The sequence below is a fragment of the Amycolatopsis sp. NPDC051716 genome (assembly GCF_040681595.1).
Taxonomy (GTDB): Bacteria; Actinomycetota; Actinomycetes; order Mycobacteriales; family Pseudonocardiaceae; genus Amycolatopsis.
The window spans coordinates 156,557-169,338 of the sequence record NZ_JBFAZA010000017.1 but is presented as its reverse complement, the minus strand read 5'-3'; the positions used below and the strand labels follow the sequence as shown (position 1 = coordinate 169,338).

11 protein-coding genes are annotated in these 12,782 nt (G+C 71.5%); 5 read left to right on the top strand and 6 right to left on the bottom strand.

Annotated elements, in window-relative coordinates; all coding sequences use genetic code 11:
* The first annotated feature begins 131 nt into the window (after positions 1-131).
* Together AB0M30_RS24370 and AB0M30_RS24365 are read left to right on the top strand one after the other, a co-directional pair.
* On the top strand, positions 132-1,427 hold the full coding sequence (locus AB0M30_RS24370) for a HAMP domain-containing sensor histidine kinase (RefSeq protein WP_364587496.1): 1,296 nt from the start codon (positions 132-134) through the stop codon (positions 1,425-1,427).
* 208 nt (positions 1,428-1,635) lie between these two features.
* Positions 1,636-2,460: a ZIP family metal transporter gene (locus AB0M30_RS24365; RefSeq protein ID WP_364587494.1), complete on the top strand. Its 825-nt coding sequence runs from the start codon at positions 1,636-1,638 to the stop codon at positions 2,458-2,460.
* 48 nt (positions 2,461-2,508) lie between these two features.
* Here the strand turns inward: AB0M30_RS24365 and AB0M30_RS24360 are convergent, their stop codons facing one another.
* Entirely contained in the window at positions 2,509-2,901 is a 393-nt protein-coding gene (locus AB0M30_RS24360; RefSeq protein ID WP_364587598.1) for a DUF1707 domain-containing protein, read from the bottom strand.
* A gap of 168 nt (positions 2,902-3,069) precedes the next feature.
* On the opposite strand from AB0M30_RS24360, the gene AB0M30_RS24355 reads away from it, so the two are divergent.
* Complete coding sequence (locus AB0M30_RS24355; RefSeq protein WP_364587491.1) at positions 3,070-4,119, top strand: glycosyltransferase; 1,050 nt, start codon at positions 3,070-3,072, stop codon at positions 4,117-4,119.
* Positions 4,116-4,913, top strand: a complete 798-nt coding sequence (locus AB0M30_RS24350) for a polysaccharide deacetylase family protein (RefSeq protein WP_364587488.1) — start codon at positions 4,116-4,118, stop codon at positions 4,911-4,913. The genes AB0M30_RS24355 and AB0M30_RS24350 overlap by 4 nt, the downstream gene beginning before the upstream one ends.
* Here AB0M30_RS24350 and AB0M30_RS24345 read toward each other — a convergent pair.
* The 3 genes from AB0M30_RS24345 to AB0M30_RS24335 form a co-directional block, all read right to left on the bottom strand.
* Positions 4,835-5,938, bottom strand: coding sequence for a hypothetical protein (locus AB0M30_RS24345; RefSeq protein WP_364587485.1), 1,104 nt, complete (start codon positions 5,936-5,938; stop codon positions 4,835-4,837). The two genes, AB0M30_RS24350 and AB0M30_RS24345, sit on opposite strands and share 79 nt — an antisense overlap.
* A gap of 48 nt (positions 5,939-5,986) precedes the next feature.
* Complete coding sequence (locus tag AB0M30_RS24340; RefSeq protein WP_364587482.1) at positions 5,987-6,622, bottom strand: DedA family protein; 636 nt, start codon at positions 6,620-6,622, stop codon at positions 5,987-5,989.
* A 103-nt stretch (positions 6,623-6,725) separates the two neighbouring features.
* Positions 6,726-7,949 (bottom strand): hypothetical protein, encoded by a 1,224-nt coding sequence (locus AB0M30_RS24335; RefSeq protein ID WP_364587479.1) that lies wholly within the window; start codon positions 7,947-7,949, stop codon positions 6,726-6,728.
* A 418-nt stretch (positions 7,950-8,367) separates the two neighbouring features.
* Between AB0M30_RS24335 and AB0M30_RS24330 the strand changes: the two genes are divergently transcribed.
* On the top strand, positions 8,368-9,951 hold the full coding sequence (locus AB0M30_RS24330) for an alkaline phosphatase family protein (RefSeq protein ID WP_364587595.1): 1,584 nt from the start codon (positions 8,368-8,370) through the stop codon (positions 9,949-9,951).
* Between the two features lie 48 nt (positions 9,952-9,999).
* On the opposite strand, the gene AB0M30_RS24325 is transcribed toward AB0M30_RS24330, so the two are convergent.
* Both AB0M30_RS24325 and AB0M30_RS24320 read right to left on the bottom strand, forming a co-directional pair.
* Entirely contained in the window at positions 10,000-10,830 is an 831-nt protein-coding gene (locus tag AB0M30_RS24325) for an undecaprenyl-diphosphate phosphatase (RefSeq protein WP_364587592.1), read from the bottom strand.
* 114 nt (positions 10,831-10,944) lie between these two features.
* Complete coding sequence (locus AB0M30_RS24320; RefSeq protein ID WP_364587476.1) at positions 10,945-12,780, bottom strand: copper resistance protein CopC; 1,836 nt, start codon at positions 12,778-12,780, stop codon at positions 10,945-10,947.
* Positions 12,781-12,782 lie beyond the last annotated feature (2 nt).

The window sequence follows — 12,782 nt, the reverse complement described above, 5'->3', positions numbered from 1 at the left end:
GTTTCCACGCTAGGAACCCCGCGGCTACCGCAGCCGCCCGGGAAGGTTCGAGGACGGCAAAACGCGAGCCGGCCGCCGTTGAACGGCCGGGTTCCGCCGCTGAAGCCGGGATGACGACCATGATGGGCTCCATGAGAGCTCGGGTGGTCCGGGTGGCCATGATCGCCGTCTCGGTGGCGCTGGTGCTGTTCGCGGTGCCGCTGGCGATCCTGGTGTGGTCGTCACTGCTCACCGAAGAACAAGGCGAAATGGAACGGGTTGCGCTGGCGGCCGCCGTCCGGGTGGGTCCGCAGTTCCTCACCGGCGACCCGGTGGAGCTGCCGGCCGCGGAGGCCGACAACACGATCGGCGTCTACGACCTCGGCGGCCACCTCAAGAGCGGCCATGGGCCGGGGATCGCCGACGACGTCGTCCGGCAGGCTTACACCGGCGCGGCGGCGGACGGTCAGGCGGGAGCGGATCTCGTGGTCGCGGTTCCGGTGTCCGCCGCCGAACACGTCAACGGCGTGGTGCGGGCCGCGGCGCCGATGAGCGTGGTGTGGACGCGGGCCTTTCTCGCTTGGTCGTTGCTCGCCGCCCTTGCCGGCGCCGCCCTCGTGGTCGCCGTGCTCATCGCGCGCCGTCAGGCCCGGCTGCTCACCGGACCGCTGGAGGACCTGTCGAGCGCGTCCGACCGGATCGCCGGCGGAGACCTCGGCGCACGGGCCGACCCCGGGGACATCCCGGAGATCAGCCGGGTGGCACTGGCCCACAACCTCATGGTCGACCGGCTGACCGAGCTGCTGGACCGCCAAAGCCACTTCAGCGCCGACGCCTCGCACCAGCTGCGGACCCCGCTCAGCGGGCTGCTGCTCGAACTGGAGGCCGCGCGCACCGCGCCGCCTGCCGACCTCCCCCGCGTTCTCGAAGACACCGCCCGCGGTGTCCGGAACCTGTCCCGGACCGTCGAGGACCTGCTCGCCCTCTCGCGCCACCATCCGGAGGAGTGGTTCACGGCGGCGCCCGGCGCCGTCGCCGAGGTCCTCTCCGACACCGAGCAACACTGGCACGGCCCGCTCGCCCGCGAAGGACGCCGGCTCGTCGTGAACGTCGATCCGGAAATCCGCGACTGGCCCGTTCCGGCGAGCCTGCTCACCCAGATCGTCGATGTCCTGGCCGACAACGCGGCGCGCCACGGCCGGGGCACCGTGACCCTGACCGCCCGCGACACCGCCGGCGTCCTCGCTGTCGACGTCGCCGACGAAGGCACCCTCCGGCTGGACCCCGCCGACGTGTTCGTCCGCGGCGCGTCGAGCGGCGGCGGCCACGGCATCGGCCTCGCACTGGCCCGCACCATCGCCGGAGCGAGCGGAGGACGCCTGGCCATCACCCGCCGCACTCCCACGACGTTCACCCTCTACCTCCCTCGCCTGGACGACATCGCCTGAACAAGGGCGGGTCCGCCCCATTGTTTTGCCGTGTTCTAACCGGCGATTTGCCGTACGTTTGCCCGTGAGTCCACAGTGGACCACGGTGGTGCTCCGTCGGCATGAAACCGGCCACCTCAAAGCAATTAGGTACGCCTCACCTCTATGAGGCGAGCCTTTCCTGAGTTACGGTCGCAGCGTCCGCCGCGAGACTCCGGGAGCCAAGTCCATGTCGCCCACCCAGATCGCCGTCCTCGGCGCCATTTCGGGATTCACCATCTACCTCGGGCTCCCGCTGGGCCGGCTGCGGGCCGAGATGCCCCGGCTGAAGACGTTCCTCAACGGCACGGCCACGGGCATCCTGGTCTTCCTGCTCTGGGACGTGCTCGCCCACGCCTGGGAACCGATCGACGCCGGACTGGGCAAGGACGAACTCGGCGGGGTGCTCGGCAACGGTGCCGTACTGCTGGTCACCGCCGGGGCGGGGCTGCTCGGCCTGGCCTACTTCGACCAGGCGACCGCTCGCCGCCGGACGGACGTCCGGCGCGCGTACGGGCCGGGGGCCGCGTCGGTCGGCGAGCTGAGCGCGGCGGCGACCCGGAACCCGGCTTCCCGCCTGGCCATGACGATCGCGATCGGGATCGGCCTGCACAACTTCGCCGAAGGGCTCGCCATCGGCAACTCGGCCGCCGCCGGGGAACTCAGCCTCGCCGTGCTGCTGGTGATCGGGTTCGGGCTGCACAACGCCACCGAAGGCTTCGGCATCGTCGCGCCCCTGACCGGCACTCGCCCGTCCTGGGGCTACCTCGCCCTGCTCGGCCTGATCGGCGGCGGCCCGACGTTCGTGGGCACGCTCGCCGGACAGGCCTTCGTCAACGAGACCCTCTCGATCGCCTTCCTCGGCCTCGCCGCCGGGTCGATCCTCTACGTGGTCATCGAACTGCTCGCCGTCGCCCGCAAAGCGAACCTCAAGACCGTCACGACGTGGGGCGTGTTCCTCGGCCTCGTCCTGGGCTTCGTCACGGACGCGATCGTCACCGCCGCCGGAGCCTGAGGGGCTGCGAATTCCGTCCGCCAGGACGGACGCCGGCTCACGTCCGCGTCACTCCCGGCCGAGTTCGTGGTGTTCGAAGCCGTCTCCGCCGATGCCGTGCAACGCCAGCACGAGGAGTGACACCGCGAGAAGCACCATGGCCAGGGTGACGAGCGCGATCGTCAGGCGGCGGCGAGTACTGACCGTTCCGTCGCGTCCCAGCAGTGCCGACAGGTCACTCAGGGCCTGTCGGCTCGCCGCGGACACGATCGGGCGCCAGCCGGTGACCGCTTCGGGCGCTGGCGGCAGATCCGCCGTGATCGCCGCGAGTTCGTGGCGGTACCGGGCGGCGTAGACCCGGGCTATCCGGTCTTCGACCTCCGCCATCGTCAGCCGTCCTTCACCGACGGCGATGTGGAGCGCCGCTTCGGTCTCGGCGCGCTCGGCATCCGAGCAGCGCACGCCATCCGGCGCGGTCGCGCTGTTCTCGCCCGGTGGAACCGGTCGGTGTTCAGCGGGCTCCGTCATGGTGCACCTCGATCTGCGGCAGAGCAGGGAGCCGGAATTCTCATCATCCTTTAATCTACTACTGTGTAGAACTTCTACAGGATAGTCGTAGAAGGGAACCGGATGATGACGCGCATCGTGCTCGTCTCGGCGCGCGTCGGCGCCGGCCACGACGGAGCGGCGTACGCCCTGGCCGAACGGCTCGTCCACCACGACGTCGAGGTCTTCGACTTCCTGGACCTGCTGCCACGGTCGCTGGGCCGGCGGCTCTGCGATCTCTACCACCGGCAACTCGAGGTCGCGCCACGCAGCTGGGACTGGACACTGCGCGCTCTGAACACAGCCGGCCCGGCCCGGCTCGCGGCGCGCGCGGCAACGCTCGCCTGCGACCGTCTGCGCGCCGTCCTCGGAGACCGCCCCGACCTGGCGATCTCGACCTATCCCCTGGCCACCCACGCACTGGGCGCACTGCGCGCGCGAGGCACGCTGACCGCACCGCTGGCGGTGTACCTGACCGATCCCTCGGTACACCGGCTCTGCGTCAGCGGCGTCGCCGACCTGCACCTCGCCCCGAACCCGGACGCCGCGGCACAGGCACTCGCCTGGGGTGCCCGGCAGGTCGACGTCGCGGCTCCGCTGGTCCACACCCGGTTCCGGCCGGCGACGACCGTCGAACGATCCCAGGCCCGACAGGAATTCGGCCTGCCCCCGACCGGCCGGCTGGCCCTCGTCATAGCGGGGTCGTGGGGCGTCGGGCAGGTAGCCGAGACAGCCTGCGACGTCGCGGCGTCCGGCGCCGCGGTTCCGGTCGTGGTCTGCGGCCGGAACACCGCCCTGCGCGACCAGCTCCTCGCCGCCGGGCACCCCCACGTGTTCGGCTGGGTCGAGGACATGCCCCACCTCATGCGCGCCGTCGACACCGTCGTGCAGAACGCCGGCGGCCTGACCACCTCCGAAGCGCTCGCCGCCGGGCTGCCCGTGGTGACCTACCGCTGCCTGCCCGGTCACGGTCGCGCCAACGCCGGCGTGCTCGACCGGATCGGCGTGGTTCCCTGGATCCGTTCCACCGGCGACCTGGCGGCCGCACTGGCGGCAGCGCGGCCACCCGCCTTCGCCGCACTACCGGCCGCAGATCCCGTTCCGCTGCTGGAAAAGCTCTTGGACGTCGCGTGAAAACCGCTCTCACCCTCGCCGCCGTGGCGGCGGTGGCGCACGCCGGACCGGCGGCGACGTTCCTGCCCGGGCCGCGGCGGGTCCTCCTGCCCCGCCTGGCCGGTATCGCCGCGGACGGCGAGGTCGCGCTGACCTTCGACGACGGGCCCTCGGCCGCGTCGACCCCGCACTTCCTCCGGTTGCTGGAGCGCCACGGCGTCAAGGCCACCTTCTTCCTGCTCGGTACCGAGGTTCACCGGGCACGGCAGCTGACCCGGGCCATTGCCGATGCCGGGCACGAGATCGGCGTCCACGGCTGGGACCACCGATGCCTGCTGCGCAAGTCCCCCCGGCGCACCCACCGCGAACTCCTGGACACGCGTGCGCTCGTCGAATCCCTCACCGGGATCCGGCCGCGATGGTTCCGCCCGCCCTACGGCGTCTTCAGCGCTGCATCCGTGGCGTCGGCGCGATCGCTGGACCTCACACCGGTGCTCTGGAGCACCTGGGGCTTCGACTGGACCGAAGGCTGCACCCCGGAGTCGGTCCACCGCAGGGTCATGCGGCGGCTCGGGCGCGGCGGCACGATCCTGCTCCACGACAGCGACGTCACCACCGGCAGCGGCGCGTGGCGGGCCACCCTGGCCGCGGTGCCGAAGATCCTCGGCGACTGCCACCGCCAAGGACTCCGCGTCGGCCGGCTCGCCGACCTCACCCTCCCGCCGTACCCGCGGCATCAGCCCGGCGCAGGAATCGCTCCCGCGACGGCCCGGAGCGTGACGGCGAAGAAATCACGTTGGTCAGCGGTGAGATAGCGGTCAGGCGGGGACAGCATCGACGGCAGCAGCGTGTTCGGCGCCGCCCCCTTAAGACCGGGACGGAACAGGGTGCAGTCGACCCGACCGCTGTGGATGTCCAGCTCCATCCCCCGGACCACGCCCGCGGACGCCATGGCGCCGGCCAAGGCCGTCAACGTGAGCCGGCTACCGGCCACATAGATCAACCGGCCGCGGGCATCGGTCCCGATGCCCGAGCGCCAGGTGAACTGGAACTGGTTGCCCGCACTTCCCCACCGCCCCGCGGGGTTGCCCGCCAGGCCGGGCACCGGAACACCGCCGTCGACGATCAGTTCGAGGTTCTGCCGGACCGCGGCCACCTGCGGTCCCGGGCGGACGTCGCGGCCCCACACACCGACGGTGGCCACCCCCGAACGATCGATCACCAGCGACGCCATGCCGTCCTTCAACGGCTTTCCGTACCGGCCGTCGGCGAAGAACCCGCCGTCGGTGTCCTGGAACTTGAAGCCCGAGTTGAACGTCGCCAGCAGTGCGGCTCGCAGGGAGTCCGGCACCCGCGCGTGTTCGGGCCATTCCGGACCGCCGGGTTCCCTGGTCCCCGCGATCAACGAGGTACGGACCCGGTTCTGGTCGAACGCCACCATCCCGGCGACCACGCTCGTGTGGGCCCGGTCCGGCCGCACAAAGGCCGTGTAGTCGGCGGCCTGGCCGCCAGGCGTCCGCGCCTCCGGGGCCCAGACGCCCTCGCCGGCCGTCGGCGACGCGGGCTTCGGCAGTGTGTCCGCACCGGGCGGGTGGTCGGCCGGGGGATGCCTGGTGTACCACCAGTTCTCGAGCGCGTTCACGACCGGACCCGCGCCCATTTCGCGGGCCCAGTCGGCCGTCCGCGCGGCAAACGTGGCGCCACCGGGGTCGGTGAGCGCCTGGACATAGGTGACCGCCGGATACACCAGCAGGACAGCGAGAACGAGGAGCGTCCTCCTGAACCGCCGCCGGCGGCGGTTCACCGCCGCCGGCGCGGGCAGGTTCGCTGTCCGGGTCATACCCACCGTCACGAGATCTGCACAAGGGAAGCGAAAGTCAGCGCACGATCAAAGCCGGCGGTCCGGGCCGCCGGACGGGCGCTTGCGGCCGCGCCGGAGTTCCAGCGCCAGCGGGATCAACGAAACCACCACGACGACGGCGATGATCGGCAGCAGGTACTGGTCGATTCCCGGGATGCTGGCGCCGAGCACGTAGCCGGCGAGCGTCACCCCGACCGACCAGAGCAGGCCGCCGAGCACCTGCCACACCAGGAAGGTCCGCGCGGGCACGTCGAGGATGCCCGCGAGCGGGTTCAGCACCGTCCGCACGACCGGCACGAACCGGGCGAGAACGATGGCCTTCGCGTGGCCGTACCGGGAGAAGAGCTCCTCGGCGCGCTCGACACCCCGGTGCAGGTGGGGATTGCCGATCTTCCCCAGCAGCGCCCGGCCGCCCCGCCGGCCGAGCACGAACCCGACCTGGGCGCCCGAGACGGCGCCGGCAACCGAGGCCACGAGCACCAGCGGCAAGGACAGGTGCACCGGAGCCGAGGCACTGGTGGTGCAGAACAGCCCGGCGGTGAACAGCAGGGAATCACCGGGCAGGAAGAAGCCGACCAGCAGACCGGTCTCGGCGAACAGGACCAGGAACACCCCGGCCGTGCCCAGACTGGACAACCAGGACGTCGCACTCAGTGGGTTCACGCCCGCGACCACCTTCCGACGGTGACTTCCGCACCGCTCCGACACCCGTGCAGCTCTTCTACACGATTGTAGAAGAGCTGCGGGCGACCGCAGGAGCCGGGACTCATCCGAGCGAGCCGAGCAGGGCCGTGAGAGCCGCCTTCTCCTCCGCCGGCCGGGGACTCGTGGCCCGCAGCTCGCGCAGCACCTTGTCGATCTTGCTGTCGACCTCGGTCCACGTGGCCCGGTCCTTCGGCTTCAACCGGGCCTCGGCCTGGTCCCACTGGCTCTCGAGGTCGTCGACCCGGCTCGTCGCGCCGGACTGGTCGCCGGCGTTGAGGAGGCCGAGCGTGTCTTGGGTGATCTTCCGGAAGGCCGAGAGGTCACCCAGCGGCGTGACGTGAGCGACCGGGCCGCCACCACTCGCGTTCGGTGCCGCGACCGGAGCGGGGTCCGCCGAGTCCTGCAACGCGGACTTCCGCATGCTGTAGCCGGTCGCCGCGGCAATGAGGACCAGCGCAACCACGACGACGGTCTGCCACAGGCCACCTCGCTCCCGCGAAACACCGCCCGGCGCGGCCGGCGTGACGTCCGGCTTCACGACCGACAGGTAAAGAACGGTACCGAGGATGCCCGCCGCGAAGATCACGCTGGTCACGGTCGTCCCCAGACCGAGGCCGCCGGCATCCGGCGGCTGGGCGAGGTAGTCGCCGAGCGACGCGCCGAGCGGCCGGGTCAGGACGTAGATGCACCAGAAGGCCAGCACCGGGTGCAGCCCGAGCCGCCACCCGACCGCGAGCAGGGCGATCAAGGCGGCCACGATGGCGCCCGTTGCCAGGTAACCCAGGCCCAGCACCTCGGCCATCAGGTCGCCGGTCGCCGTGCCGAGCGCGAAGGTGAACAGGATCGCCAGCCAGTAGAACGCCTCCCGGCGCCAGGTGACGATGGAATGGATGGACAAGGTTTTCTCGGTGCCGTACCACGCCAGGAAGGTCACCGCGAGGAGAACGCCGAAGAGCACGGTGCTCGTCTCGAGCGGCACGCCGGCGGCGTCCGTGAGATTGTCGGTGACCAACGTGCCGAAGACGCTCACGAGCGCCACGGTCAGCCAGTAGACGCCCGGCACGTAGCGCTTCGTCGCGAACTGGACGGCCAGTGTCACGGCCAGCAGGACGCCGGTGATGACGGATACGCCGGTCAAGCCGAGGTTCAGGTTGACGTTGAGGAAGTCGGCCGCCGATTCGCCGACCGTCGTGCACAACACCTTGACGATCCAGAAATAGATCGTGATTTCCGGCACTTTGTTGAGCAGCCGGCGATTCGGTGCGAGAACGCGTTGTGAGGTCATGGACTCTTTCCTGGTCCGTCCGCCGCGACGGCGGAACGGGCGGGCGGGCACGTGCCGGTGAGGCGTGCCGGGACCCCGCGAAGCACCGTTACCGAGTGGGGGGAACCCGGCAGCGGGCGCGAGGTCCCGTCACGGCTTGCCACGCTAGGGACAACTGCATTAGTGATCAGCTGCAGGAGAGCAAAAGGACGGTTAAATGGGCTTGCTCGTCCTGCGGTTCACCCTTCCGGGTAACGCCCGGCTCGTCCTGGTTGCGCGCTCTGCGGCGAATGCGTCACAGCGTTCACCCGGAATTCGTTTCGGTGTGTCCTGGCCGCCGTGTGCCCGGCTTGGAATGCCCTTCGGCGCCCGCACCGGCCGCCCGTAGTCGAAGGAGAGATCCGTGCCGAGTACCCGATCGAGAACCGCCGCGCTGGCCGTGGTCGCGACGGCCACCGCCGCCTTGACCGCGCCGGCCGCGTCCGCCGGTGATCGCTCCGCCCACGTCCTGCTCATCTCGGTGGACGGCATGCACCAGTCGGACCTCGCCCGCTACACCGCAACCCACCCCGGCTCGACGCTGGCCGGCCTCCTCGGCCACGGCACCGAGTACACCCACGCCCGCACCCCCGTGCCGTCGGACTCCTTCCCCGGCCTGCTCGCCCAGGTCACCGGCGGCAGCCCGGCGACGACCGGGATCTACTACGACGCGACCTACGACCACGCCCTCCTCCCGGCCGGTACCACCACGTGCGCCGGCGCGCGTGGTGGAACAGCCGTGGACTACACCGAAGACCTCGACCGTTCCCAGGACGCCATCGACGCCGGACAGGGCCTGCCCGGTCTGCCCGGGAACGTCCTGGCCATGACCGGGGCACCGCAATCGCTCATCGACCCGGCCAAGCTGCCCGTGGATCCCCGGACCTGCACGCCCGTGTACCCCCACCAGCACCTCGAGGTCAACACCGTGTTCGAGGTCGCCCGCCGGGCCGGCCTGCGCACCGCGTGGGCCGACAAGCACCCCGCGTACGAAATCCTCGACGGGCCGTCCGGTTCCGGTGTCCAGGACCTGTTCACCCCGGAGATCAACAGCCTGGTTCCGGGCGGGCCGGGCGACTGGACCACCGACAACGCCGCGACCCAGCGTTATGACTCCTACAAGGTCCGCGCGGTGCTCAACGAGATCGGCGGCTACGACCACAGCGGCACCCACCGGGTGGGTACGCCGGCCATCTTCGGGCTCAACTTCCAGTCCGTTTCGACAGCGCAGAAACTGCCGCTCTCCGGCGGCCGCACCGGGGGCTACCTGCCCGGAGACGGTGGCCCGGGTCCGGTTCTGAGTTCGGCGCTGGACTTTGTCGACCAGCAGCTCGGCGCCATCACCGCCGAACTGAAACGACGTCACCTCGACCGGAGCACGACCATCGTCCTCTCGGCCAAGCACGGCCAGTCGCCGACCGACCCGTCCGCCCTGACCAGGATCGACGACGGCGCCCTGCTCGACGGTCTCAACGCCGCGTGGCGCGCGGCCCATCCCGGCGCGGCCGACCTGGTGGCTCAGTCCACCGACGACGACGCCATGCTGCTGTGGCTGACCGATCGGTCCGCCGCCGCGACGACGTTCGCCGAGAACTACCTGCTGACCCGGTCCGGGCTCGGCAACGACATCTCCGGAGCGCCGAAGCCGTTCGTCCACTCCGGACTCGACCGGGCCTACTCGGGCGATGACGCCGCCCGCTACTTCCACGCCCGGCCCGGCGACCCGCGGGTGCCCGACCTCGTCGGCATCGCGCAGTACGGCGTCGTCTACACCGGCGGCACCAAGAAGATCGCCGAACACGGCGGTGCCGCGGCCGACGACCGCGACGTCCCGCTGGTGATCACCGGAACCGGCCGTCCCCACGCCGTCGCCACCCCCGTCGGCACCACGCAGATCGCGCCGACGATCCTGCGGCTGCTGGGCCTGCGGCCGGACGCGCTGCAGGCGGTGCGCATCGAAGGTACCGAAGTTCTTCCCCGGTAGCGTCCGCCCGGCCGGGGACCGTCCCCGGCCGGGCGGCGGCCGTTCAGGTCAGGGATTGAGGACGCCGGTGACCAGCAAGCCCAGCAAAGCGACACCGACCACGACCCGGTAGACCACGAAAGCCGTGAACGTGTGCCCGGCCACGAACTTCAGCAGCCACGCGATCGACGCGTAGGCGACGACGAACGAGACCACCGTTCCGACGAGCAACGGCAGCACGTCCACCCCACCACCGACCGCGTCCTTCAGCTCGTACACACCGGCGCCGGTCAGCGCCGGAATGGACAGGAAGAACGACAACCGCGTCGCCGCGACGCGGTCCAGCCCCCGCAGCAGCCCGGTCGAAATAGTGGCCCCGGACCGGGAGAAACCCGGGAACAGCAGGGCAAGGATCTGCGACGAACCGACCAGCATCGCGTCCGGCAGCGTGGTCTCGGCCTCGCTGCGCTTTCCCGTGCCGAAGCGGTCGGCGGCCCACATGACCGCGCTGCCGGCGATCAGCGATCCGGCGACCACCCACAGGGAAGCCAACGGCCCCTTGATCAGCGGCTGGAACAGCAGGCCCGCCACGACGATCGGCACCGTGGCGAAGATGACCCACCACGCGAACTTGTAGTCGTGCTCCTGCCGCGCCTCCGGCCGCACCAGCCCACGGCCCCACGCCGCGGCGAACCTGATGATGTCCCGGAAGAAATAGACCAGCACCGCCGCGATGGCGCCGACCTGGATCACCGCGGTGAAGCCCACCACCGCCTGGTCGTCCACCGGGATGCCGAGAAATCCCTCGGCGATCTTCAAGTGCCCGGTCGAGGAGACCGGCAGGAACTCGGTCAGCCCTTCGACGACTCCCAGGACGACGGACTGGCCGATGTCGATCACGCTCAACAGTCTTGTCCTTCGCTACCGGCGGAATCGGGGGCGCGCCGAACAGTAGCGACCGGCCTCACCGGCGAGGCGAACTGCCCCGCCGGTTGGCTGTCCGTTTGCCTTTCGTCACGAGCGCGGCGCCACCCCGGCCGGCACGCTCTCACGCTCACGAGTCCGTCGGGGCCGGCGGGTGACCAGCCGCAGGGCCGTCCCACCCATCAGGAGCACGACGATCGCGAGCCACCCGGTGTACGCGGTCAGCGGCGACCAGGAGTACACCGGCTGCCGGGCGAAAGCCGCGGTAGGCGGGACAGTCCAGTCGAGGGTCGCCGTCGCCGGGACGAGACCGGGCCGCAACGCCGTCACGGTGATCGTCCACGGGCCGCCGGTCGCGAGGTCGTCGGTCGCCAGCAGGTAGGAGCTCGGTCCGGCCGGGCTCGCCGTGCGGCTCACCACCGCCCCGCCCGGAGCTCGCAGGAGCACTGCGACGGCCTGGATCGGCGCGGGCGCCGGACGGCGGGTGTCGAAGAGGCTCACCGTGACGAAGTTGCGGCCCGGGAGGTTCGGCCGTACGTCGACGGTGCCGACCAGATCGTCGGCCGTCAGCGAGTTCTGCGCGGTCACCGGCTCGGGCGGACGCCACTGCGGTCCGCTCGCCTGGTGGGTCGACACCAGCCCCGCGGTGGCCACCAGAACGCCGGCCAGCACCATCATCTCGGTCCGGACCGCGGGCCCGGTCCGGCCGGGATCGCGGTGGCGTCCGTGGAGGCTGAGCGTCGTCACGAGCCCGGCCAGCGCGGCGACGGCCACCAGCCCGGCCTTGAGCAGCAGGATCCGGCCGTAGGTGGAGAGCAGGAGCGCGTCGAGCGACGCCACCCGGTCTCCGGCCAGGAGCAGCCCGGACGCGACCAGCAGGGTCAGCGCACCGGTCGCGATCAGGCCGAACCGGCGGAGCACCTCCCGGGCCTGCTCGCGGTTTCCCCGCCGGCCGGCCAGCGCGGCTCCCGCGACGATGACCGTCCCGGCCCAGGTCATGGTCGCCAGGATGTGGACGACATCGGTGCCCAGCAGCAGCGGACCGGACCGGGCGAGGTGCCCCTGCAGCGCGGTGGCGGCCGCGGCGACGAGCGCCAGGACCGAGACCACGACCGCCGTCGGCCTCCTCGGCAGCGAGCCCCGGCGCAAGGCGGCCACCGACACGATGACCATGCCCGCGGCGGCGGCCTCCCCGGCCACCCAGGGCGGACCGGCGCTGCTGCCGGTGATCAGCTGCCACGCCAGCGGAACGACGTCCGCGCCGAAAGCCGCGGCCCGCACCAGCATGATCACCAAGCCGCCGAAGAGCCCGACAGCGGCGAGGACGGCGCCGGTCCGCAGCAGCCGCGCCCGCAGTACCCGGCGGCTGCCGTCGTGCGGCCGGAGCAGGAACAGCAGCAGCATCGAGCCCATCCAGCCGCCGAGACCGAGGTACACCGCGCCTTGGCCGAGCACCTCGCCGGCCGCCGGCAGCGGGTCGGCGGGACGGCCGCCCGCGGCAGGGGCGACCACGCGCTGGACGCCGAAGACGAGCGTTCCGGCGGTCGTGTGCAGGTCGTCGCTGGACACCGTGGTCCAGGACAGCCGGTAAGTGTCCGGGGGCAGCACCGGCAGCGGGATCCGCAGCGTCACCGGGTCCTCGGGGCCGGCCCCGACGGTGCGCAGCAGAGCCGCCGGCCCGGTGGGCAGGTGGTGCCCGGAACCGTCCACCAGCGAGACTTTGGTGGCGTCGGTCTCCACCGGCTCGGTCAGCCGGATCTCGGCCGCCGCCGGCGAGCTGTCCACGGTGGACCCGTCGCCGGGCACGGTGCCGATCGGCTCGGCGTGGGCCCAGGCGGGCGCCGCCGACAGCGCCGCGAACCCCGCCGCGGCGAGCAGCGCGCCGGCGACGACCGCCAGCCTTGCCCGGATGCGTGCTTCCGGCATCG